This is a genomic window from Pseudomonas sp. PDM22 (assembly GCF_014851965.1).
Lineage (GTDB): Bacteria > Pseudomonadota > Gammaproteobacteria > Pseudomonadales > Pseudomonadaceae > Pseudomonas.
Window position 1 is genome coordinate 529,926 of the sequence record NZ_JACVAR010000006.1, and the last position, 22,148, is coordinate 552,073.

The following is a 22,148-nucleotide window of genomic DNA, read 5'->3' on the forward strand; positions in this document are numbered from 1 at the left end:
GAGGGGTTCTTGATCTCGTAGGAGCGGACTCCGTCCGCGATGGCTCGCCGCCGTACCGAAACAGCAGGATCAGACCAACCCGGCCAGCCTCAGCCAATGCTGGTAGAAACCCTCTGCCACGCGGTTCATCGCCGCGACCTTCTGCGGCAGGTCGGCCAGCATCGCTTCCGCGCACTCCTGGCTCGGCTGGCTGGGGTCCTGGTATTCCGGGAAGCCATTGACCCAACCGCTCACCAGTTCCTCGGTCATCTCCGGGTGGCCCTGCAGGCCGAGTATGCGCTCGCCGAAGCTGAAGCCCTGGTTCTCGCACCAGGGGCTGGAGAGCAGGCGGGTGGCGCCTTCGGGAAGGTCGAAGGTATCGCCATGCCACTGGTAGATCGGGAATTCCTCGGGCAGGTGCGCCAGCCACGGGCTCTGCCCTTCCTGGCGGCGCATCGGCTGCCAGCCCATCTCGGTGTACGGCAGGCGGTGGATATCGGCGCCCAGCGCCTTGGCCAGCAGTTGACCACCCAGGCAGTGGCCGATCATCGGCACGTCGCGCTCGATGAAGCGGCGGATCGCAGCGATCTCGTCGCGCAGCCATTGCAGGTCGTCGTTCACGCTCATGGGCCCACCCATGATGGCGACGGCTTTCGGCCGCTCCAGGTCGTAGCCATCCAGCTCGCCCAGATCGACACGGCGCACGTCGAACGGCAGTTGCAGTCGGTCGAGCAGCGCGCCCAGGTGGCCGGGCGGGCAGAAATCGACGTGGGTCAGGATCAGGATATCGGTCATGGTCACCTCCGCGCGGCAGTCTGCCGCATCGGTGGCGGTGAGGAAACCCGGCGTGTCCGCAAGCGCGTCCTTGCACGGCTGCCGTCCTGGCGCCGTTCCCCGGACGAAGAAAGGCGCGCCGTCACAGCTGGCGACGGCGCGCATTTTCATTCTTACGGGTAAAGAGCACGGGTGAAAAACGCGGGTAGAAGATCGGCCGTCGCAAGACGGCTCAACGACGTGTTGCGATCAACGCAGGGAGGTGACCTCCTGGGTCACGCCCCATCCATCGAGCGTACCGCCCAGTGGCACCACGACTTCCTCAAGGTCGTGTTCGAAATCGCCGATGGCGGCATGGGTGGCGAACATCACCTTGCTGATCTGCAGGTTCCAGCCGCCGTCATCGCGCGCTTCGACCTGGGTTCTCAGCGACTCGCCGCGAAACTGCCGGGCAGCTTTACGGGCGTTCTGTTCATCGGAAAAGATGGCGAAAAAATCGATGGGATGAATACGAGCGAAATCGAAGCCACCTTCCTTCATCCGGCGCAACACGTTGACGCTGATATCCTCCGAGAGGGGCTTTTCCATGGTACGCACCTCCTGTCGAGACGTTCAGAGTGTATTCCCCGCCAACGAACACGCCCTGCGCGGGCGTATTCCGGGCACTTCAGTGTGCCGCCGGGAAACGTCAAATGACGCAACGTCCCCCGAAATGGTGGCCAACTCCGCCGAACGCGCCGAGCGGCGCAGCGGATATCTCCCGGCCACATTGCTCAGCGTAGCGTCTGGCGGCGGGCCCTGCCGCTACTTTGACACCAAGGCCCGTTCGGCGGCGACAGGCGGCAGCCCGATGGCGCCATCCGGGATGGCTACCCACCCAGCGCCAGGCAGATGCCAGTCATGGCCACGCCCAGCGCTGTGAATCCAACGGCGCCCTGCCACGGCCGGCCGCCAGCCCAGCGCGCCAGCAGCCAGCCCAGGCCGAACATCAGCAGCAAACCCGTGATCTGCGCCAGGCGCAGCGCCAACAGGTCGTCGTGGATAACCAGCAGCGGCAGGATGATCGGCAAGGTCGCGAGGAAGGTATGGCCGGCCAGGATCAGCCACGCCAGCCAATGCTCGCGCCCCAGGCTCGGCGCTTCCCCGGTACCGAGCAATGATTTCAGGAAGTTGCCGCGCAGGCGCTGGACGTCGCTGCTCTGCAGGTGATCCACCATCAGGTCCGGGAGGAATTCCCGCAGGCCTTCGCGGAAGCTCTTCTCGTCCGCCGACCGGCGCAGGGCGCGCAGGCCGGCGTGGCGATGCTCACGGTCCACGCGCATGCCAACCAGGGTCATCAGGGCGTCGACCATGCCCCACGCCAGGTTGCAGCCCAGCGCCGCCAGCACCAGTTGCTGTCGTCCTGCGCCATCGGCGGCGGTGGGAATGACCGAGATGATGGTCAGCGCCATGATCACCCCGAAGGCGACCTCGCTGAGCCGGTCGAACGGATCGGTCAGGTCGCTCCAGGCCTTGCTCCAGGCGGCTTTCCAGGAAAGTCGCGATTGCTCCACGAATCAGGCTCCTTCACTGCGTTGCCGCCCCGGCCAGAAGGCGCCGGGGCGGATTTCCAGTACGCAGTCTAATGGGAGCGTCCGACAGTGACGTTGATCGCAGCCGTTCTCCAGGAGAATCTCGACGCGGACCGTGAACGCCCGCGCGCTGCGCTCAGCGACTGAGCCAGGCCATCACCCAGCGGTTGATCGCCGGCGGTGAGAGCTGCCCGGACCAGTACATGGCGCGGAACATCGCGCCGATGGGCCGGTGCACACCGCCGCTCTGGGCCTGCCGCCACGCGGCCTGGGCGATGTCCTCGGCCACCAGGGTGACGCCCAGGCGACGCAGCACCGGCGGCTCGAAGGTCTGGCTGGCGACCATTGGCGTGCGCACGAAGGGCGGCATCAGGTCGGCGACGCGGATGCCCAGCTCCCGCCACTCCAGCTCCAACGCCTCGGTCAGCCCGCGCACGGCGAACTTCGACGCCGAGTAGCTGGCCATCTGCGGCACGCCATAGAGCCCGGAAGCCGAGCCCATGTTCAGCACCTGCGCGCCCGGCGTGCGCTTGAGGTAAGGCAGCGCGGCATAGCAGCAATTGAGCACGCCCTGTACGTTGATGGCGATGATGCGGTTGTGCTCGGCGAGGCTGATGTCCTCGAAGCGCCCGAAACGCAGGATGCCCGCGCAGTTGAACAGCAGGCGCAGGTGCCCGTTGTGGGCTTCGGCGAACTCGCGCACCGCCGCCGATACCGCATCGGCATCGGTGACATCCAGCGCCCTCTGCCAGGCGCCGTCCAGCTCGGCTGCCAGCGCCGCCAGTGGCTCGGGATTGAGGTCGATCAGGCCGACGCGCCAGCCGCGCTGGTGGAACAGCTTCGCGGTGGCGGCGCCGATGCCAGAGGCGGCCCCGCTGATCAGGATGGTGTTCATCGCTGCATTCCTTGCATTGAGGTGGGTTGCGGGTGCCCGGCCTGCAAATGGCTGGCGAGAAAATTGGCGACGTCCTGCAAGGCGCGATCGGCCACGTCCAGCAGGCCGGCGTGGGCCTGGAACACGTGCCAGCAACCGGGAAACCGCTGCAGCTGCACGGTATTGCCATAGCGCCGCGCAGCATCGACGAAGCGCAGGCTGTCGTTGCGCAGCACCTCGTCCTCGCCGACCTGGATCAGTAGCGGCGGCAGGCCGCCCAGATCAGCGTGCAGCGGCGACAGCCGGGCGTCCGCGCGGGGCACGCCCGGCGGGCAGAACATGCCCATGGCACTGTCCATCCAGGCGCGGGTGATCAGCGGGTCGCCCGCTGCCGGCGCGTGGAGGTGTTCATTGGAGAGATCGGTGACCGGCGAGAAGGTCACCAGCGCACCGGGCATCGGCAAGCCCTGCGCCTTGGCTTCCAGCGCCAGCTGCAGGGTCAGGTGACCGCCGGCGGAATCCCCGGCCACCGCGATGGCGGGCGCAGGGATGCCCTTGTCCAGCAGAGCGCGGTAAGCCGCCACGGCATCTTCACGCTGAGCGGGGAAGCGATGCTCGGGCGCCAGGCGGTAGTCGATCACCCAGACCTCGGCCTTGCAGCGCCGCGCCAGGTTGGCGGTGATCGCCCGGTGCGTAGCCGGTGAGCCGATCAGATACGCGCCGCCGTGCAGGTAGAGGATCACCCTGCCCTCGCCGACACCTTCCGACCGCCAGACTTCGGCGGGAACGCCGCCCAGCGTCGTCTGCTCCCGGTGCACGCCGCGCGGCGTCAGCGTGGCGGCCGTCAGCCCACGCAGCAAAGCGCGCTGCGCCTTCACCGGCAACTGCGGGCCCATCAGCCCGCGGAACAGCAGGTTGAGCGCGCCACGCAGGGCGGCCGTCAGCAGCTTCTGGCGGGTCGACAGCGGCACTTGCGGTTCAACGGATGCAGTCATAGTCGGCGAACTCCGGCTGACGGGTCTGTTGGCGATAGCGGAAGGTGAAGCCCGGCCAGTTCACGGTATTGCGCCCGCTGGCGGTCTTGTACCAGCTGCTGCAACCGCGCTCCCAGATGGTGTGCCGCAGGTCGTGCTGCAACTGGCGGTTGAAGCCCTGCTGCGCCTGCCGCTTGAGGTCCAGGTACTTCAGGCCCTCGCGCTGGATTCGCTGCAGGCAGCCGAGCACATAGGGGAACTGGCTCTCCAGCATGTAGATGATGGAGTTGTGCCCCAGGTTGGTGTTCGGCCCGTAGAGGATGAAGAAGTTGGGGAAGCCGCTGACACTGATGCCCTTGTAGGCCTCGGCACCGTCACTCCAGGCCTGGTTCAGTTCGCGCCCGGCGAGGCCGGTGATTTGCATCGGCGCGAGGAACTCGGTGGCGGCGAAACCGGTGCCGTAGATGATCGTGTCCACCGGATGCCGCACGCCGTCGCGGGTGACGATGGCGTCCTCGGTGACTTCGCGGATGCCGGTATCCACCAGCTTCACGTTGCTGCGCGCCAGCGCCGGGTAGTAGTCGTTGCTGATCAGGATACGCTTGCAGCCCATGGGGTAATCGGGCTCCAGCCGCGCGCGCAGTTGCGGATCGCTGATGCTCTTGCGCATGTGCAGGTGGAAACTGATCCGCATGATTTTCATCATCGGCGGGAATACGGTGAAGGCCAGCGCGCGGGCCTCATGCTGGATGTACTTCAGGCCCCGGTCCAGACGCTGCAGCCAGGGCAGGCGCGACTTGATGCGGCGCTCCCAGTCGGCGTAGGGGCGGTCCGGCTTGGGAATCACGTAGGCGGCGCTGCGCTGGAACAGCAGCAGCTCGGCCACCTTCGGAGCGATCTGCGGGACGAACTGGATGGCGCTGGCGCCGGTGCCGACTACCGCGACGCGCTTGCCCTCCAGCGGCGCACCGTGGTCCCACTGCGCGGAGTGGAACGCCTTGCCCTGGAAGCGTTCGATGCCCGGCAGCTTCGGGATCAGCGGGCGGCTCAGCTGGCCGAGGGCGCAGACCAGCGACTGGGCGCGCAGCTCCTCGCCGTCGGCGCAGGCCACCCGCCACTCGCCGGCCGCTTCGTCGAAGCTCGCCTCGCGCACTTCGCAGTTGAAACGGATGCGCTCACGCAGGCGGTACTTGTCCGCGCAGTGCCGCGCGTAGTCGAGGATTTCCGCCTGGGGCGCGAACTTGCGCGACCAATCGGCCTTGGGTTCGAAGGAGAAGGAGTACAGATGCGAAGGCACGTCGCAGGCGGCGCCCGGATAGACGTTCTCGCGCCAACAGCCACCGACGTCGGCAGCCTTCTCGAGGATCAGGAAGTCCTGGATGCCCGCTTGCTGCAGGCGGATCGCCAGGCCCAGGCCGGCAAAGCCGGCACCGATGATCAGCACGCGCGGGGCGGCCGATCGACGGGATGATGTTGTCATTGTTGTGCTCCCGGTTTCGAAGTCCGCACAGCGGCGGATGACACCATCCTAGTGCGACTTCCTACCGCAGGTTATGGCATAGTCGGACATAAAATTGTGACTTTCGGTCACCCCTGATTTTCGGTCATTTGAAAGCCGAGGTTCCGATGCCTGCTACTCCAGCCTGGTCGCCGCGGCGCAGCGCCATCAGCGTGCAGCTCATGACGCAGTTCGGCCTCGACCACGGCATGACCCTGGAACAGTGCCTGGATGGCACGGGCCTGGACATCGGCGTGCTCGCCGACCCGGGCGCCGAGGTGGAAGCCAGCCAGGAACTGGAGCTGCTGCGCAACATCAACCGGCAGATCGGCCAGCGCCCCGGTATCGGCCTCAAGGCTGGCCTGCGTTATCACCTCAACACCTATGGCATCTGGGGCTTCGCCCTGCTCAGCAGCTCGACCTTCCTCAGCGCGGCGCACCTGGGCCTGCGCTACCTCGACCTGACCTACGCCTTCCACCGCATGACGCTGGAGGAGCACGACGGCGAGGCGCACCTGGTGCTGGACGACTCAGCGGTGCCGGAAGACCTGCGCGACTTCCTCATCGACCGCGACGGCGGCGGCGTGCTGCGCATCCAGCGCGACCTCACCAACCAGCCGCCGCCGATCCGCCAGGCGCTGTTCCGCCGCGAGGCGCCGGCCGACCTGCAACCGTACATCGATGAACTGGGCGTGACGCCGCTCTTTGGCCAGGCGGAGAACCGCATCGTCTTCGACAGCCGCATCCTCGAAATGCCGCTGCCGGGCGCCAACCCAGAGGTGGCGCGCCGCTGCGAGGAGCAGTGCCGCGCCCTGCTCGCCCGGCGCCAGGTGCGCACCGGGCTCTCCGGACAGATCCGTGATCGACTGCTGGGCACACCGGGGCGGCTGCCGGACATGGAACAACTGGCAGATGAGCTGCACATGACGTCGCGCACGCTGCGTCGCCGGCTGGAAACCGAAGGCAGCAGCTATCGCGCCCTGCTGGACGAGGTACGCCAGGCGCTGGCCGAGGAGTTGCTGGCCACCGGGGCGATTCGTCTGGAGGAGATTGCCGAGCGGCTCGGCTATGGCGAGGTGTCGAACTTCATTCACGCCTTCCGCCGCTGGAAAGGCGTGACGCCGGGGCGTTTCCGCCGCGGCTGAGCGCTCGGGAAGCTGGCGCTTAGAAGACCAGCTTGTAGCCGATCATCGCCAGCATCACAGCCAGGCACGGCCGCAGGATGCCGTCCGGAATGCGTCCGGCCAGGTGGCTGCCGACGTAGATGCCCGGCAACGAGCCGATCAGCAGGTAGCCCAGCAGGCCCCAGTCCATGTTGCCCATGCTGGCGTGGCCGAGGCCGGCGACCAGGGTGAGCGGTACGGCGTGGGCGATCTCGGTGCCCACCAGGCGGCGGGTGGCGAGGAACGGATAGAGGATGAACAGTGCCACGGTGCCCAATGCGCCGGCGCCGATGGAGGTCAGCGCGACCATCGCGCCGAGGATGGCGCCGGTGATCACGGTCAGGGTGTTCAGCTTCGAGCCACTGAAGTGGAAACTGTCGCCGGCATGGCGCTGGGCGAAGGCCAGCACCTGCTTCTTGAACAGCACTGCCAACGCAGTGAGCAGCAGCACGACGCCCAGGGCGTTCTTGATCACGGCGTTCATGGCCGCGGTATCGGTGTGCAGGCTGTGCAGGAACAGCAGCGTCAGCGCCGCCGCCGGAACGCTGCCCAAGGCCAGCCAGCCGGTGATGCGCCAGTCGATGTTGTCGTTCTTGCGGTGAACCAGGACGCCGCCGGACTTGGTAATGGCGGCATAGAGCAGGTCGGTGCCCACGGCGGCAGCGGGGTTGATACCGAACCAGAGGAGAATCGGCGTCATCAGCGAACCGCCGCCGACACCGGTCATTCCAACGATAAAGCCAACGACAAGACCCGCGATTACGAAACCGATATTGCCAACATCCATCTACGCGTCCTGACTGGCGAAACTGATCACCTCGTGGTGTGGGCGGCAGGATAACGGCTTTTCTTATAATCCATTAGATCGATGTGGTCTTACTTTATAACTGCTTTTTACCGTTAATCGGGTTGCTTATTTCCTATCCGCAGCGCCTGGCATAAGCCTTCTAGGAGCGCGCCACACGCGCGATCGCGGGCATTGTCCGCGCCTACAGGATGCTCCGTCAGTGAATGAAAAAGGGGCCCGAAGGCCCCTTTTCACTCAGCGCTCGATCACTTCACGTCAGGCTTGCCGTCCACCACGCCAGCGGTGTTGTCCAGCAGGCTCTTGGTCGCGGTCTGGATGAAGGACTCCAGGCGCACGCGCAGGCTCTCCTGGTCGGACGCGCCGTCCACACGCTTCACGCCGAAGTCGCTGCCCAGCTTGTAGTCGTAGACGCGGATATCGCCTTCCTTCGGACGGATGAGGATGCGGTTACCGGAAATCACGGCGACCACCTGCTCGCTGCCCGACGGCTTGATGACGCCGATGCCCTTGTCGCCAGCCGGCAGGTTCAGCAGGTCGCGGCCCCAGCACTGGTGACGCACTTCACCGCCCAGGCGGCCCATGATGGTCGGCACGATGTCGATCTGGGTGCCGACGGTATCGCGGGTCGCGCCGAACTTCTCCTGGATGCCCGGGGCAACCAGCAGCAGCGGCACGTTGAAGCGGAACAGGTCCATCTCGGTCAACTGCTCGGGACTGCCGAAACCATGGTCGCCGACGACCACGAACAGGGTGTCCTTGTAGTACGGCGATTTCTTCGCCTTCTCGAAGAACTGCCCCAGCGCCCAGTCGGAATAACGCATGGCGGTCAGGTGCTCGTCGAGGCTGCCGTTACCGGTCACGCGCTCCACCGGCAGATCCTTGGGCAGTGCGTAGGGCACGTGGTTGGACAGGGTCTGCAGCAGGGCATAGAACGGTTTGCCGGTGGCTTCGAGCTTGTCCAGCTCCTCGTTGCCGCGAGCGAACATGTCCTGGTCGGACACACCCCAGGTCGGGTCGGAGAACACCGGATTGACGAAGTCGTTGCGGCCGATGAACGAGGTCATGCCCTGGTTGGCGAAGAAGCCGGACTGGTTGTCCCAGGCGAAGTCGCCGTTGTAGACGTAGACGTCCTCGAACTTGCGCGCCGACAGCAGCTGCGGCAGGCCGGAGAACTTGTGGCCACCCTCGGGCGTCTGCATCAGGTATTCGAAGCCCGGCAGGTTGGGGAAGCACGCCATGGTGGCGAACATGCCCTGGTGGGTGTGGGTGCCGTTGGAGAAGTACTGGGTGAACAGCAGCCCTTCCTTGCTCATCTTGTCGAAGTACGGCGTGATGTTGCCCTTGCCGCCCAGCGCACCGACATAGTGGCCGGCGAAGCTTTCCATCAGGATCACCACGACGTTCTTGATCGGCAGGGTGCCGTCGGCCGGCGGGGTGTAGTCGCGGCGCACGGCGGCATCGTCGGCGTCGACCAGCTTGTCGTCCGGCATCACCAGCATCTGGCGCACCACATCGCGTGCCTGGTCCACCGGCAGGGTGGCTTTCCAGATGTTGTCGCGGTCTTCGGACAGGAAGCGACTCTCGGCAGCCTTGATCAGGCTGAGGGTGCCGTTCAGGCCCAGCTGGTTGGCGAACATCGAATCGGTGGTGAAGGCATCGCCCCAGCGCAGCGGCGGGCCCTGGCGCAGGGTGCCGCGAGCGGCCACCACGCACAGCAGGATCACCACCAGCATCACGGCCACGCGGATGTACCAGACGGCGGCGGACGGACCGGAAGCATCCGGACGGGTGGCGCGGTCGATGCCGCGGAACAGCAGGTACAGGATCCAGGTGGCAAAGGCCCAGGCCAGCAGATAGCGAACCACCGGGTAGCCGTACCAGATCATGCTCATGACCGTCTTCGGGTCTTCGGACATGTACTGGAACACCAGGCTGTTCAGGCGCTGGTGGAACTCGCGGTAGAAGTCCATCTCCAGCACGCCGAGGAACAGCGTGATGCTCGCGGCGATGGTCAGCCAGGTCTTCCACAGCCAACGCCAGCCCATGGCGCGCACGCTGGCGATGGCGAACACCAGCGGGGCGACGATGTAGACCACCGCGCGGATGTCGAAGCGCATGCCGGTGATGAAGGCCTCGACGAAAGTGGACGCCGGGGTGCTGCCGATCAGCTCGCGGTTGTAGACGAGCAGTGCCACGCGCAGCAGGGAGAACATCACCATCAGCGCAACGACGCTGAGCGCGGTGAACGCCAGGTGGCTGGACAGGGTCGGCCGCGTGAGGCTCGCACCGGTCTGGCGGTTGGTCAGGACTTCTGATTGGCCCATTTCTTGGTTCCGTTGTGAACGTTCAGGGTTCGAAGGAGCGTCGCCATGGCCGGACAGACGGGCTGCCCGCGCGAGCGCGAAAGGCTGCGGCATTACACCGCAAAAGCAGCGGCGTCGCATTCTATTGTGCGCGCCTTAAGCGGACATTAAGCCTGGCGGTGCATTCGTTTCGGGATGATGCAAGCGTGAACCGGCGCAGGTGGGACCGCCTGACGGCGGGGATAGTGCCGGCCGGCATGTGAAGAAAATGTCCCGAAGGACGGGCAATCCGGGGCATTGCGCCCCTGCCCACCACGCGCGGGGCGTGGCGGGCAGCGCTGGATCAGTCGTTGGCCGGCTTGCCGATGGCCTGCAACACGTACTGCGGCAGGGCGAAGGCGCCCTGGTGGATGGCCGGGTTGTAGTAGCGGGTCTGAATGCCGCTTGCAGCGAAACGCCGGGCCAGGGTGGCAACGTCGACCTTGCGCAGCGCCGGGTTGGTCGAGCCCCAGGCGAAGGTCATCGAGCCGCCGATGTAGGTCGGCACGGCCGCCTGGTAGAAGTGCCAGTCGGTGAACAGGCCGTTCATGCGCCCAGCGGTGTTGCGCACGGTGTCCAGCTGCATGAACGGCGTGCCGTTCTGGGTCACCAGTACACCGCCTTCGTTCAGGCAGCGGTGGCAGGCCTGGTAGAAGTTCTCCGAGAACAGCACTTCGCCCGGACCGATCGGGTCGGTGGAGTCGGAGATGATGACGTCGAACTTCTCCGTGGTGGTGGCGACGAAGCGCATGCCATCGTCGATCACCAGGTTCAGGCGCGCATCGTCGAAGGCGCCCTGGGAATGGTTGGGCAGGAACTCCTTGCACATGTCGACCACGGTACCGTCGATCTCGACCATGGTGATGTGCTCGACGCTGGCGTGCTTGGACACCTCACGCAGCATGCCGCCGTCGCCGCCGCCGATGATCAGCACGCGCTTGGCCGCGCCATGGGCGAGGATCGGCACATGGGTGAGCATCTCGTGGTAGATGAACTCGTCGGCCTCGGTGGTCTGGATCACGCCGTCCAGCGCCATCACCCGGCCCATGCGGGCATTCTCGAAGATCACCAGGTGCTGGTGCTCGGTGCGCACCTCGTGGAGCATCCTGTCGACGCTGAAACGCTGGCCATAGCCGTCGTAGAGGGTTTCCTGGTAATCGTGCATGCAGTGGGCTCCCGTCGGGACAAGACACTAGGAGGGGACGGCCGGGCCGCCCCGAAAGAGGCGCGCATTCTACGTGCCGGAAGATGACAGGTCGAACCCTGCTGTCGGCGCCTTCCATATAAACAGCCTGAGCGCGACAGTTTGAAAGTCAGGCGCGGGAGGACAGCCCGCCGCGCAACAGGTAAGGTCGCCGCATGAACAACACAGCCACCGACTCCCGCAGCATCCGCCTGCCCTACCGGGCCCCCTGGGACTGGCAGCAGTTCCACGAGCACTTCGCCCTGCGCAGCCTGGCCGGCGTCGAATGCCTGTCGCCCCGGCGTTACGCCCGCAGTGTCCGGCTGGGCGCGGACAGCGGCTGGTTCAGCGTTACGCCGCTGGATGACCGCGCCGAGCTGGAACTGGAGCTGCACCTGCCGACCCGTCACGCCGAGGCGCTGACGGCTCGGGTACGCAAGATGTTCGACCTGGACAGCGACCCCGCGCCTATCGCCGGGCACCTGGGCGAAGATGCCGTCCTCGGCCCGCTACTGCTGCAAGCCCCCGGCCTGCGCCTGCCCACTGCGTTCGACCCGTTCGAGCAGGCTGTGCGCGCCATCGTCGGCCAGCAGGTCACGGTGAAAGCCGCCGTGACCATCGTCGGGCGGCTGGTGCAGCGTCTGGGCGAGACGTTGCCAGGAGAAGCCGAAGGCCAGCCAACCCGCCTCTTCCCCACGCCCGAAGCCCTGGCCGGAGCCGACCTCGCCGGTATCGGCATGCCCGGCAAGCGGGTGGAAACCTTGCAGCGCTTCTCCGCCGCCTGCGCCAGCGGCGCGCTGGCACTGCACGTGGACGACGGCGCCGAGGACCTGGTGAAACGCCTCTGTGCCCTCCCCGGCATCGGCCCATGGACCGCGGAGTACGTCGCCCTGCGGGCCTTCGGCGACCCGGATGCCTTCCCCGCCGCCGACCTGGGCCTGCTCAAATCGCCCGTCTGGGGCGCCGAAGGCATCACCGCCCGCGAACTGCAACGCCGCGCCGAAGCCTGGCGGCCATGGCGCGCCTACGCCGCCGTCTATCTGTGGCACGCCTATTCCCAGGCCGGCCGAACCGGAGGATGACCATGCACTACCGCTACCACGACAGCCCCACCGGCCGCCTGCTGCTGGCCGGCGACGAGGGCGGTCTGCGAATGCTCTACATGGACCTGGAGACGCGCCACTATCCCGAGCCTGACTGGCAACAGGGCAGCCCTTTGCTGGACGAGGTAGCGCGGCAGCTGGACGAGTATTTCGCCGGCAAGCGCCAGCGCTTCGATGTGCGTCTCAATACTGGCGGCACCGAGTTCCAGCGCCAGGTCTGGCAGGCGCTGCTGGAAATCCCCTACGGCTACACCACCGTCTATGCAGAACTCGCGCGACGCATCGGCCGCCCCAGGGCAATTCGGGCGGTGGGCGCAGCTAACGGCGCCAATCCCATCAGCATCATCGTTCCCTGCCACCGGGTGATCGGCAGTAACGGCAGCCTGACCGGCTACGCCGGCGGCCTGCCGCGCAAGGAACTGTTGCTGCGCCTGGAAGGCGCGCTGGAGTCGGCTTAGCTGCAGTCGGCTCAGGAGAATCCTGCCTAGAAATCGAAGGCGGTCTGCGCTGCCTGCGGGTCCTCGAAACCTTCCAGCGCCAGCATGCGCATCTTCGAGGTACTGCCGCCCGGCGCGGAGAAGCCGCCGGTCTTGCCGCCACTGGCGAGCACACGGTGGCAGGGAATGATCAGCGGGATCGGGTTGCTGCCCATCGCCTGCCCCACCGCACGGGACAAGCCGACATCGCCCAGTCGCCGGGCGATCTCGCCGTAGGTCGTGGTTTCACCGCGCCCCAACTGGAGAATGTCGCCGTAGACCCGGCGGTGAAAATCGCTCACCGCGGAAAGGTCCAGTGGCAGATTGCCGAAGGACACTGCCTCGCCCCGCGCATACCCCAGGATCAGCTGGCGCGCCTCGTCGATGAACGCCGGCCAGTGGGCAGTTTCGCTGCCGAGCTTGTCGAAGCGCTCGCGCACGCTGTGCACGGAGTCACCCGGCAGATAGGCGCGCGTGATCCCCTGCGGGCTCCAGGCGAGCCCGAACCAGCCGAGGTCTGTTTCGATCAGGCAGTAATGCATCGAACGAGTCTCTATCCCTGCGCCCTATCCCGCAACCCTTTCCGCCTTCAGCACGACGTCGCACCAGCGCCGCAGCTCTGCGCCGATGGCGCCGGCCGGATCGCCCTGGCGCTCGAAGGCCCACCACAGCTGCGCGCCCTGCCATTGGCTGGCCATCAGCCGGCCGAGTATCGGCTGCCGCTGCGGATCATCGCTCAAGCGCCGCCCCAATGCCTTGGCCAACGTGGCGCCCCACTGCGCACCGCGCTCTCGCAACAGCGGATCGCGCATGTCTTCCCTCAGGATCAGCAAGCCTTCGGCGTAATCCGTCTCGCCCTCACCCACCGGGAACATCGCCACGAGCATCTGCACGGCGCCTTCCGGGCTCAGTTCGGCGCTCTCGTCCAGGCGCGCGGTCTGCTCATCAAGTTGGTCCCAAGCGCGCAGCAGCACGGCGCGAAGGAACTCGGCCTTGGTTGCGTGTCGCTGCACCAGCGTCGCGGCGGACAGCCCGACCTCGCAGCCCACGGCGGCGAAGGTCACCGCCTCCGGCCCTTTGCGCACCATCAGCGCCATGGCGGCGTCGAGTATCGCTTCGTCACTCACCGTCTTGGTTCGAGCCATGCCATCCTCTTTTATAAATGAACATTCATTTATATATTGACACCAAGCTTACCCAGGGAGACCCCACATGGCCAGGATTCTCGGCTACATCGCCAGCAGCCTCGACGGCTTCATCGCCACCCCGGAACACGGGCTGGACTGGCTGTTCAAGCATGATCAGCTACAGCTGGGCGAACATGACTACGGCCTGTTCCTCCAGCGCATTCGCACGGTCGTCATGGGCCGTGCGACCTACGACTTCCTCGCCGCCGATCCCGGTCCCTGGCCCTACGGCAAACAGCGTGTGCTGGTGGTGACTTCTCGCCCCATCGACGACCCGAAGGGCCCGCTGGAAATCCGCAGCGATGTCGACGCGCTGGTCGCGGAGCTGCGAGCGCTGGAGGATGGCGACGTGTGGATGCTCGGCGGCGGCCAGTTGCAGATGGCCTTCCTCGAGCGCGGGGCGCTGGATGAGCTGGAGGTTTACGTAATGCCGGAGATCATCGGCGGCGGCTTCCCGCTGTTCCCCGCCACCGGCCTGCGGGTATCACCGACGCTGCTGTCGGCCAAGGTCATCGAGCCAGGCTGCGTGCGGATGCATTATCGGTTTGACTGAGGAGCACCCTGCAGGAGCGCCCATGGGGCGCCCCTGCAGGGAGCGACGGCAACTAGATCTTCACATTCCCCCGCGGCCCCGCTACCGCCCAGATAATCAGGCCCAGTACCGGCAGGATGACGATCACCAGGATCCAGATGATCTTCATCGACATCTCGGCGTTGCTCTTCACCACGTTGATGATCGCCCAGATATCCAGGGCAAAGATGATCAGGCTGATCAGGCCACTCAGGGTCGAACCCATATAGAAGATCCCTCTATGCGATTGTCGGCCTGATCAGCATAGCCGTCCGCGCCGCAACGGCGCGGGTTTGGCCAACGGAGGGCTCAGACCCGCGCCGGGTCGATCACCGCAAAGCTGGCCACGGTGTCGTGGCCTTCCAGCACACCGCCCTCGCGGGCCAGGCCGATAGTCTGTAGGCCGGCCAGCTGCGCGGCGTCCAGCTCCTGGACCACGTCGGACAGGAAGAGGATTTCCTCGCCCGGCAGGCCGATGGCAGCGGCGATGCGCTGGTAGGAATCAGCCTCACGCTTGGGCCCGCTGGTAGTGTCGAAGTAACCGGAGAACAGCGGCGACAGGTCGCCGGCCTCGGAGCAGCCGAAGATCAGCTTCTGCGCCTGGATCGAGCCGGAGGAATAGACGTACAGCTGGTAACCCTCGGCGTGCCAGTGACGCAGCGCGTCGACGGCGTCCGGGTAGACGTGACCCTTGAGCTGGCCGGCACGGTAGCCCTGTTCCCAGACCATGCCCTGCAACGCTTTGAGCGGCGTGGCCTTGCGGTCTTCGGCAATCCAGCCGAGGAGGATGTCGATGCAGCGTTCGGTGTCGGCGTTCGCCTCGCCGCTGCCGGCGCGCACAGCAGCCAGCTGCTCGGCTACGGCGGGCTCGGCGGCGTGCTCGCGCACGTAGTCCGGCAGGTGCGCGGCGGCATAGGGGAAGAGCACGTCGAAGACGAAGCTGACGGCGCTGGTGGTGCCTTCGATGTCAGTGAGGATGGCTTTGATGGGCATGAAAACTCCAGCTGCCCGCCCCTGGCACAGGCGGGGGGATATGGCGGTAAGAGCGAGCTTGCTCGCGAACAGATGCAGCAGCGCGGTGCGTTCGCGAGCAAGGACTAGGCGTCCCCCTCGGTCCTACGAAAAGCAAGGAACGCCCGGCAACGCCGGGGCGAAAGAATCAGTCTTCCAGCAACGGAAAGCGCTTGGCGATCTCGTCGCCGGTGAACTTCGCGACCCAGCCCTCGGCGTTGTTGAACAGGCGGATGGCGACGAAGTGCGGACGCTCGCCCATGTCGAACCAGTGGCGGGTGCCGGCAGGCACCGAGATCAGGTCGTTCTTCTCGCACTGCACGGCGTACACGTGATCCTCGATGTGCAGGGTGAACAGCCCGCGACCAGCGACGAAGAAACGCACCTCGTCCTCGCCGTGGCGGTGCTCGTCGAGGAACTTGGCGCGCAGCTCGTCCTTCTGCGGATGGTCGGCGGTGAGGCTGACCACGTCGACGGTGACATAACCCTCCTCCTCCTGCAGGCGGCGAATCTCGTGCTGGTAGGCGGCGATCACTTCTTCCTGGCTGGCGCCGGGGACGATGGGGGCGTTGGCCGCCCAGCGCTGGAAGCGCACGCCCAGCTCGCCCAGGGTGGAGGCGATGTCCTCGGCGTGGGTCAGCAGCTTCAGTGGCTGCTCGGGGTTGGATTCGTGGTAGACGGTCAGGCTGCTCATGGTCGTTATCCTTCTGGGCTGTTTCCGCAAAAGCGGGCCGGATTCGCTCAGCGCGTGCCGCCGCGAAGGCTCAAGACTTTCAATTCGCATTCGAAGAGGAATTCGAAGGCTTCGATCTGGCGCAGGGCATCGGCCATGCGTGGGCCCCAAGTGTACAGGCCGTGGCCGCGGATCAGGTAACCCGGGCAATCCGGATGCGCATCGAGCCAGGGCTGCACCTGGGCGGCCAGTCGGGCGATGTCCTGGTCGTTGTCGAAGATCGGCACGGTCACGCGGCCTTCGTGGGTGGTGACGCCGCTGAAGGCCTTCTGCAGCTCGTAGTCCTCCAGCTCCAGGCGGTCGCCGGCGGTCAGTCGCGACAGCACGGTAGCGTTGACCGAATGGGTGTGCAGCACCGCACCGATCTCCGCGCGCCAGGCGTAGAGCTGGGTGTGCAGCAGGGTTTCCGCCGAAGGCTTCTTGCCCGGCTCCAGGCTGTTGCCGGAAAGATCCGTTTCCAGCACGTCGCCCTCGCCAAGCTGGCCCTTGTGCTTGCCCGAGACGGTGAGCAGCGCGCGGTCGGCCGCCAGGCGCGCCGAGTAGTTGCTGCTGGTGGCCGGCGACCAGCCACGGCCATAGAGGAAGCGGCCGGCGTCGATGATCTGCCGGGTCAGCTGTTCACGGGTGTCGTTCATGCGGGTCCTCGTTCAGACGGGTCCAGATGATGAAGGCGGCGGCCAGCGCGGCAAGGCTGGCGATGGAAAAGGTCCAGGCCGGGCCAAGGCTACCCCAGCTGTAGCCGGAGTAAAGCGCGCCGAGCGCGCCACCGGTCCCCGCCAGTGCGGCGTAGAGCGCCTGGCCCTGGCCCTGCTGGCGCGCCTGGAAGCTGCGCTGGACGAAGTGGATAGCGGCGGCGTGGAAACTGCCGAAGGTCGCCGCGTGCAGCAACTGGGCGAACAGCAACACCAGCAGGTGTCCGGCCAGCGTACCCAGCAGCAGCCAGCGCAAGGCCGCCAGCAGGAAGCTCGCCACCAGCACCTGGCGCAGGGAGAAGCGCTTGAGCAGGCGCGGCATGACCAGGAACAGCAGCACCTCGGCCACCACGCCCAGCGCCCAGAGCTGGCCGATCAGCCCACGGGCATAGCCGAGCGCTTCCAGGTGCAGGGTCAGGAAGGTGTAGTACGGGCCGTGGGACAGCTGCATCAGGCACACGCAGAGGTAGAACGCGAGCACGCCGGGCTTGAGCAGTTGCTGACGGAAGCCACCGGCGCTGGCTTCGTCCTGCCGCGCCGGCGGCTGGGCGTTCGGCACCCACCAGCTGGCGCCGACGATGCCGAGCATGATCGCCAGCAACGCCAGCGGATAGGCGTCCAGGCTGGCGAACTCGAACAGCCAGCCGAGGCCGACCACAGTGCAGATAAAGCCGATGGAGCCCCACAGGCGAATACGGCTGTAGCTCTCGGTGCGCCCACTCAGGTGCGCCAGGGTGATCACTTCGAACTGCGGCAGCACCGCGTGCCAGAAGAACGCGTGCCCGGCCATGATCAGCGCGAGCCAGGCATAGCTGTGGCCGAGGAATATGCCGGCGAAGCACAGCGCCGTGCACACCGCGCCAAAGCGCACGATGGCCAGCCGCTGGCCGCTGCGGTCGCCCAGCCAGCCCCACAGGTTCGGCGCCACGCAGCGCATCAGCATGGGGATGGCGACCAGCTCGCCGATGCGCGCGCTGGAGAAGCCCAGGTGATGGAAATACAGCGCGAGGAACGGCGCCGTCCCGCCCAGCAGGCAGAAGTAGAAGAAGTAGAAACTGGACAACCGCCAGTAAGGGACCTGCGTCATCGGCGGCGCGACGAACCTTCCGCGAACCGGTTGGCCCGCGGAAGGTTCAGGTCGATCAGAGCTGACCGAGGACCGGAGTGCCGACCTTCACGTCGGCATTCTGCGCGCGATGGCGCAGCAGGTGGTCGAGCAGCACGATGGCCATCATCGCCTCGGCGATGGGGGTCGCGCGGATGCCCACGCACGGGTCGTGGCGGCCCTTGGTGATCACGTCCACCGGGTTGCCGTTCACGTCGATGGAACGGCCGGGGGTGGTGATGCTGGAGGTCGGCTTGAGCGCCAGGTGGGCGACGATCGGCTGGCCGGAGGAGATGCCGCCGAGGATGCCGCCGGCATTGTTCGACAGGAAGCCTTCCGGGGTCAGCTCGTCGCGGTGCTCGGCGCCGCGCTGGGCGACGCTGGCGAAGCCGGCGCCGATTTCCACGCCCTTCACCGCGTTGATGCTCATCAGCGCGTGGGCCAGTTCGGCATCCAGGCGGTCGAAGATCGGCTCGCCCAGGCCTGGCGGCACACCTTCGGCGACCACGGTGATCTTCGCGCCGACCGAGTCCTGGTCACGGCGCAGCTGGTCCATGTAGGCCTCCAGCTCCGGCACCTTGTCCGGGTCGGGGCTGAAGAAGGCGTTCTCTTCGACGCTGTCCCAGGTCTTGAAGGGGATTTCGATCGGGCCGAGCTGGCTCATGTAGCCGCGCACGCTGATGCCCATGCCTGCCAGCACCTTCTTGGCGATGGCGCCGGCCGCTACGCGCATGGCGGTCTCGCGCGCCGAGGAGCGGCCGCCACCACGGTAGTCACGCACACCGTACTTGTGGTGGTAGGTGTAATCGGCGTGGGCCGGGCGGAACAGGTCCTTGATCGCCGAGTAGTCCTTGGACTTCTGGTCGGTGTTGCGGATCAGCAGGCCGATCGGGGTGCCGGTGGTCTTGCCCTCGAACACGCCAGAGAGGATTTCCACCTCGTCGGCTTCCTGGCGCTGGGTGGTGTGGCGGCTGGTGCCGGGCTTGCGGCGGTCCAGGTCGCGCTGCAGGTCTTCCAGGGAAATCTCCAGGCCGGGCGGGCAGCCGTCGACGATGGCGACCAGCGCCGGGCCGTGGCTTTCGCCAGCGGTGGTGACGGTGAACAGCTTGCCGTAGGTGTTGCCGGACATGCGAGGCTCCGCGAAAAGACTGGGATTCGAAAAGGCCGAGCAGTATACCTGCGTCAATCCGCCCTGCGAACCTTCGCGGCCCGTGAGGATCAAAGCGCCATCAGCCCCATCCTGAAGTCATCGATGCGCCGTCTCGCCCTGTTCTGCTTCCTGCTCATTTCCTCCTTCGCCCAGGCAGCCCCCACCAGCATCCTGCAACGCCCCTATGACCTGGACACAGGTCACGGCGTGCTGCGCGGCACGATGCTGCTGCCACAGACTGACACTCCACCGCCGGTGGCCCTGCTGATCGCCGGCTCCGGCCCCACCGACCGCGACGGCAACAACCCCGAGGGCGGGCAGAACGCCTACCTGCGCAAGCTGGCCGAGGCACTGGCGGAGAACGGCATCGCCAGCGTGCGCTACGACAAGCGCGGAGTGGCCCGCAGCCTGCCCGCAGCGCCGCGCGAGGAAGAGCTCAGCGTCGAGGCCTACGTCGGCGACGTGGTGGCCTGGAGCGACAAGTTGGCCCACGACCCGCGCTTCGGCCGGCAGGTGCTCATCGGCCACAGCGAAGGCGCGCTGATCGCCAGCCTCGCCGCACCGCAAACCCATGCCGAGGCGCTGGTTTCCCTGGCCGGCAGCGCCCGCCCGATCGGCGATGTGCTGCGCGAACAGTTGCAGGGCCGTCTGCCCCCGCCCCTGCTCGCGCAAGCCGACCAACTGATCGACAGGCTGCAGGCCGGGCAGTTGCAGCCCAGGGTGCCGAAGCCGCTGAAAGTGCTGTTCCGCCCCAGCGTGCAGCCGTACCTGATCTCGCTGTTCCGCCAGGACCCGGCCCGCGCCTTCGCCACGCTCAAGCTGCCCACCCTGATCCTGCAGGGCACCAACGATATCCAGGTCGGCGTCGAGGATGCCCAGGCACTCAAGCGCGCCAAGCCCGACAGCGACTTCCACCTGATCTCGGGGATGAACCACATCCTGCGCATCGTTCCGACCAGCGGTCCGCAACAGCTCGCCTCCTACAACAACCCCAACCTGCCGCTGGCCCGCGAGCTGGTGCAGCACGTCACGACTTTCATCCGGCAGGCGCAGAACCTGCCCGGTGGCACGCTGGCGGAATCTGGAGCGAACGTCTCAAGAAATCCGCCGGTGCGTCGATAAACCACGGGAGAGCCCTGGTCACGCCCACCAGGCCCCGAGGTAGATCCCCATGACTGAAGCCGAACAGACCGCCGTCGCCGCCGACGAGGCCGCCGCCCGCCCGCACCCGTGGGCCGAGCTGGCGCCGGAACACTATCGCCTGCTGCGCCTGGCGCCGCTGCCCACCGACCGCAGCACCGGTGCGCGCCCGCTGCGCTTCGTCCAGCTCGGCCGGGTGGAACGCCACAACGCCGAGCAGAGCCTGCTGCGCCTAACCGTTCAGGTGCCCGGCCAGGTGCTGCGCAAGGAAGTGAACCTGCTGGAGGTCTGGGCGGACCACCGCAACAAGGAAGTGCGCTTTGGCGCCGATTCAGGCTTTGCCACCGATCCGCTGAACCGCGGCCTCGGGCGCTTCCTGCTGGCCCAGGGGGTGGCCTGGGCGAAAAAGAAGTGGTCACACTACCGCGTCGAGGGCGGCGCGCTGGCGATGAAGGACACGCCCAACGAAGAGGCCCGGCAGCGCCGCGACCACTTCCTGCGCGCCCAGGGCTTCGACGTGATCTACGAAGACTCGCGGTTGCTGAAGGCGCGCTACAGCGTCGGCCGGGTCAGCGAGCTGTATGACGACTGGCACAAGGAGAAGGTGCAGATACTGCCGCTGCTGGAGGCCGGCTCCATGCTGGAACAGGCCGACCAGAACCTCGCCACCCAGTCCAGCGAAATCCGCCGGCTGGAACAGCGCATCGAGACCTTCCGCCGCGACGACACCAGCCTGCGCTTCACCATTGCCTGCCTGACGGTGTTCGCCGTGTTCCAGGCCGGTCTGCTGATCTGGATCGCCACGCACTGAGGCGTGGCGATTCCCTGTAGGAGCGCCCCATGGGCGCGATCACGGGCATGGCCCGCTCCTACAGGTTCATTCAGGCTTTGATCCGCGACCTGAACAGCTCCTGATGCTCGCGGCACTGCTGCGCCGAAAGCAGGAACACGCCGTGGCCGCCGTACTCGAAGTCCAGCCAGGTGAAGTCCACTTCCGGGTAGAGGGCCGCCACGTGCACCTGGCTGTTGCCCACTTCCACTACCAGCGTGCCGCGTTCGGTCAGGTGGTCCCCGGCCTCGGCCAGCATGCGCCGCACCAGGTCCAGGCCGTCGTTGCCGCAGGCCAGGCCCAGTTCGGGCTCGTGGTGGTACTCCGCCGGCATGTCGGCGAAATCTTCGGCGTCGACATAGGGCGGGTTCGACACTATCAGGTCGAAACGCTGGCCCGGCAGGCCTTCGAAACCATCACCCTGCACGGTATAGACGCGCTCGCCGAGCTCGTGGCGCTCGATGTTGATGTTGGCCACTTCCAGGGCGTCGAACGACAGGTCGCCCAGCACCACCTCGGAGTCCGGGAAGGCGCTGGCACAGGCGATCCCGATGCAGCCCGAACCCGTGCAAAGGTCGAGGATTCTCGCCGGGTCGGCCGCCAGCCAGGGCTCGAAGCGGCGTTCGATCAGCTCGGCGATGGGCGAGCGCGGCACGAGTACGCGCTCGTCCACCACGAAAGGCATGCCGCAGAACCAGGCTTCGCCCAGCAGGTAGGCGGTCGGCACACGCTCCTCGATGCGCCGGCGCAGCAGGTGCATCAGGTAGTCGCGCTCCTCGTCCTCGAGGCGGCAGTCCAGGTAGGCATCGGCCATTTCCCAGGGCAGGTGCAGCGCGCCCAGCACCAACTGGCGGGCTTCGTCCCAGGCGTTGTCGGTACCGTGGCCAAAGAACAGTTCCTCGGCGTGGAAGCGGCTGACGGCCCAGCGGATGTGGTCACGCAGGGTCAGCAAACGGGATTCGGTCACGGCAGCAGTCCTCGCAGC

At 66.5% G+C, this 22,148-nt stretch carries 24 protein-coding genes; 6 read left to right on the forward strand and 18 right to left on the reverse strand.

Annotation, left to right across the window (positions count from 1 at the left end; all coding sequences use genetic code 11):
* Nucleotides 1-69: 69 nt before the first annotated feature.
* The 6 genes from IB255_RS22950 to IB255_RS22975 all read right to left on the reverse strand — a co-directional run bounded on the left by IB255_RS22950 (nucleotide 70) and on the right by IB255_RS22975 (nucleotide 5,652).
* On the reverse strand, nucleotides 70-774 hold the full coding sequence (locus IB255_RS22950; protein WP_081520612.1) for a type 1 glutamine amidotransferase: 705 nt from the start codon (nucleotides 772-774) through the stop codon (nucleotides 70-72).
* A 228-nt stretch (nucleotides 775-1,002) separates the two neighbouring features.
* Nucleotides 1,003-1,341, reverse strand: a complete 339-nt coding sequence (locus IB255_RS22955) for a ribonuclease E inhibitor RraB (RefSeq protein WP_045208619.1) — start codon at nucleotides 1,339-1,341, stop codon at nucleotides 1,003-1,005.
* 281 nt (nucleotides 1,342-1,622) lie between these two features.
* Nucleotides 1,623-2,306, reverse strand: coding sequence for a hypothetical protein (locus IB255_RS22960; protein WP_081520613.1), 684 nt, complete (start codon nucleotides 2,304-2,306; stop codon nucleotides 1,623-1,625).
* A 154-nt stretch (nucleotides 2,307-2,460) separates the two neighbouring features.
* A complete protein-coding gene (locus tag IB255_RS22965; protein WP_081520614.1) occupies nucleotides 2,461-3,219 on the reverse strand; it encodes an SDR family oxidoreductase in 759 nt (252 codons plus the stop codon).
* Nucleotides 3,216-4,193, reverse strand: a complete 978-nt coding sequence (locus IB255_RS22970; RefSeq protein WP_192210891.1) for an alpha/beta hydrolase — start codon at nucleotides 4,191-4,193, stop codon at nucleotides 3,216-3,218. The genes IB255_RS22965 and IB255_RS22970 overlap by 4 nt, the downstream gene beginning before the upstream one ends.
* Nucleotides 4,177-5,652, reverse strand: coding sequence for a flavin-containing monooxygenase (locus tag IB255_RS22975; RefSeq protein ID WP_192210892.1), 1,476 nt, complete (start codon nucleotides 5,650-5,652; stop codon nucleotides 4,177-4,179). The genes IB255_RS22970 and IB255_RS22975 overlap by 17 nt, the downstream gene beginning before the upstream one ends.
* 146 nt (nucleotides 5,653-5,798) lie before the next feature.
* Between IB255_RS22975 and IB255_RS22980 the strand changes: the two genes are divergently transcribed.
* A complete protein-coding gene (locus IB255_RS22980; protein ID WP_192210893.1) occupies nucleotides 5,799-6,815 on the forward strand; it encodes an AraC family transcriptional regulator in 1,017 nt (338 codons plus the stop codon).
* A 19-nt stretch (nucleotides 6,816-6,834) separates the two neighbouring features.
* Here IB255_RS22980 and IB255_RS22985 read toward each other — a convergent pair whose 3' ends face one another.
* From IB255_RS22985 to speE, 3 genes are all read right to left on the reverse strand, one after another.
* On the reverse strand, nucleotides 6,835-7,620 hold the full coding sequence (locus IB255_RS22985; protein ID WP_081520618.1) for a sulfite exporter TauE/SafE family protein: 786 nt from the start codon (nucleotides 7,618-7,620) through the stop codon (nucleotides 6,835-6,837).
* Nucleotides 7,621-7,886: 266 nt separating this feature from the next.
* The gene (locus IB255_RS22990) at nucleotides 7,887-9,965 is read right to left on the reverse strand and encodes an LTA synthase family protein (protein ID WP_192210894.1); all 2,079 of its coding nucleotides are present in this window, start codon (nucleotides 9,963-9,965) and stop codon (nucleotides 7,887-7,889) included.
* 322 nt (nucleotides 9,966-10,287) lie between these two features.
* Entirely contained in the window at nucleotides 10,288-11,148 is an 861-nt protein-coding gene (gene speE / locus IB255_RS22995) for a polyamine aminopropyltransferase (RefSeq protein WP_192210895.1), read from the reverse strand.
* A gap of 194 nt (nucleotides 11,149-11,342) precedes the next feature.
* On the opposite strand from speE, the gene IB255_RS23000 reads away from it, so the two are divergent.
* Together IB255_RS23000 and IB255_RS23005 are read left to right on the forward strand one after the other, a co-directional pair.
* Nucleotides 11,343-12,248, forward strand: a complete 906-nt coding sequence (locus tag IB255_RS23000) for a DNA-3-methyladenine glycosylase family protein (RefSeq protein WP_081520621.1) — start codon at nucleotides 11,343-11,345, stop codon at nucleotides 12,246-12,248.
* A gap of 2 nt (nucleotides 12,249-12,250) precedes the next feature.
* Nucleotides 12,251-12,727: a methylated-DNA--[protein]-cysteine S-methyltransferase gene (locus IB255_RS23005; RefSeq protein ID WP_081520622.1), complete on the forward strand. Its 477-nt coding sequence runs from the start codon at nucleotides 12,251-12,253 to the stop codon at nucleotides 12,725-12,727.
* A gap of 26 nt (nucleotides 12,728-12,753) precedes the next feature.
* On the opposite strand, the gene IB255_RS23010 is transcribed toward IB255_RS23005, so the two are convergent.
* Together IB255_RS23010 and IB255_RS23015 are read right to left on the reverse strand one after the other, a co-directional pair.
* Complete coding sequence (locus tag IB255_RS23010) at nucleotides 12,754-13,287, reverse strand: methylated-DNA--[protein]-cysteine S-methyltransferase (RefSeq protein ID WP_081520623.1); 534 nt, start codon at nucleotides 13,285-13,287, stop codon at nucleotides 12,754-12,756.
* Nucleotides 13,288-13,311: 24 nt separating this feature from the next.
* The gene (locus tag IB255_RS23015; RefSeq protein ID WP_081520624.1) at nucleotides 13,312-13,890 is read right to left on the reverse strand and encodes a helix-turn-helix domain-containing protein; all 579 of its coding nucleotides are present in this window, start codon (nucleotides 13,888-13,890) and stop codon (nucleotides 13,312-13,314) included.
* 67 nt (nucleotides 13,891-13,957) lie between these two features.
* Between IB255_RS23015 and IB255_RS23020 the strand changes: the two genes are divergently transcribed.
* Nucleotides 13,958-14,485, forward strand: coding sequence for a dihydrofolate reductase family protein (locus IB255_RS23020; protein WP_081520625.1), 528 nt, complete (start codon nucleotides 13,958-13,960; stop codon nucleotides 14,483-14,485).
* A gap of 52 nt (nucleotides 14,486-14,537) precedes the next feature.
* Here the strand turns inward: IB255_RS23020 and IB255_RS23025 are convergent, their stop codons facing one another.
* The 6 genes from IB255_RS23025 to aroC form a co-directional block, all read right to left on the reverse strand.
* Nucleotides 14,538-14,729, reverse strand: a complete 192-nt coding sequence (locus IB255_RS23025) for a PLDc N-terminal domain-containing protein (protein WP_045208647.1) — start codon at nucleotides 14,727-14,729, stop codon at nucleotides 14,538-14,540.
* Between the two features lie 83 nt (nucleotides 14,730-14,812).
* Complete coding sequence (gene mtnC / locus IB255_RS23030) at nucleotides 14,813-15,496, reverse strand: acireductone synthase (RefSeq protein WP_081520626.1); 684 nt, start codon at nucleotides 15,494-15,496, stop codon at nucleotides 14,813-14,815.
* A 166-nt stretch (nucleotides 15,497-15,662) separates the two neighbouring features.
* On the reverse strand, nucleotides 15,663-16,208 hold the full coding sequence (locus IB255_RS23035) for a 1,2-dihydroxy-3-keto-5-methylthiopentene dioxygenase (RefSeq protein WP_024765430.1): 546 nt from the start codon (nucleotides 16,206-16,208) through the stop codon (nucleotides 15,663-15,665).
* 47 nt (nucleotides 16,209-16,255) lie between these two features.
* On the reverse strand, nucleotides 16,256-16,882 hold the full coding sequence (locus IB255_RS23040) for a methylthioribulose 1-phosphate dehydratase (protein ID WP_081520627.1): 627 nt from the start codon (nucleotides 16,880-16,882) through the stop codon (nucleotides 16,256-16,258).
* Nucleotides 16,866-18,026, reverse strand: a complete 1,161-nt coding sequence (locus IB255_RS23045; RefSeq protein ID WP_081520628.1) for an MFS transporter — start codon at nucleotides 18,024-18,026, stop codon at nucleotides 16,866-16,868. The genes IB255_RS23040 and IB255_RS23045 overlap by 17 nt, the downstream gene beginning before the upstream one ends.
* Before the next feature lie 55 nt (nucleotides 18,027-18,081).
* Nucleotides 18,082-19,173 carry a chorismate synthase gene (aroC, locus tag IB255_RS23050; RefSeq protein ID WP_192210896.1) on the reverse strand — a complete coding sequence of 364 codons (1,092 nt, stop codon included), beginning with the start codon at nucleotides 19,171-19,173 and terminating at the stop codon, nucleotides 18,082-18,084.
* A gap of 123 nt (nucleotides 19,174-19,296) precedes the next feature.
* Here aroC and IB255_RS23055 point away from each other — a divergent pair, with 123 nt between their 5' ends.
* Together IB255_RS23055 and IB255_RS23060 are read left to right on the forward strand one after the other, a co-directional pair.
* On the forward strand, nucleotides 19,297-20,316 hold the full coding sequence (locus IB255_RS23055; protein ID WP_081520630.1) for an alpha/beta hydrolase: 1,020 nt from the start codon (nucleotides 19,297-19,299) through the stop codon (nucleotides 20,314-20,316).
* Nucleotides 20,317-20,365: 49 nt separating this feature from the next.
* A complete protein-coding gene (locus tag IB255_RS23060) occupies nucleotides 20,366-21,145 on the forward strand; it encodes a hypothetical protein (protein WP_081520631.1) in 780 nt (259 codons plus the stop codon).
* A 70-nt stretch (nucleotides 21,146-21,215) separates the two neighbouring features.
* Here IB255_RS23060 and prmB read toward each other — a convergent pair whose 3' ends face one another.
* Nucleotides 21,216-22,130, reverse strand: coding sequence for a 50S ribosomal protein L3 N(5)-glutamine methyltransferase (prmB, locus tag IB255_RS23065; protein WP_139791696.1), 915 nt, complete (start codon nucleotides 22,128-22,130; stop codon nucleotides 21,216-21,218).
* Nucleotides 22,131-22,148: the final 18 nt, after the last annotated feature.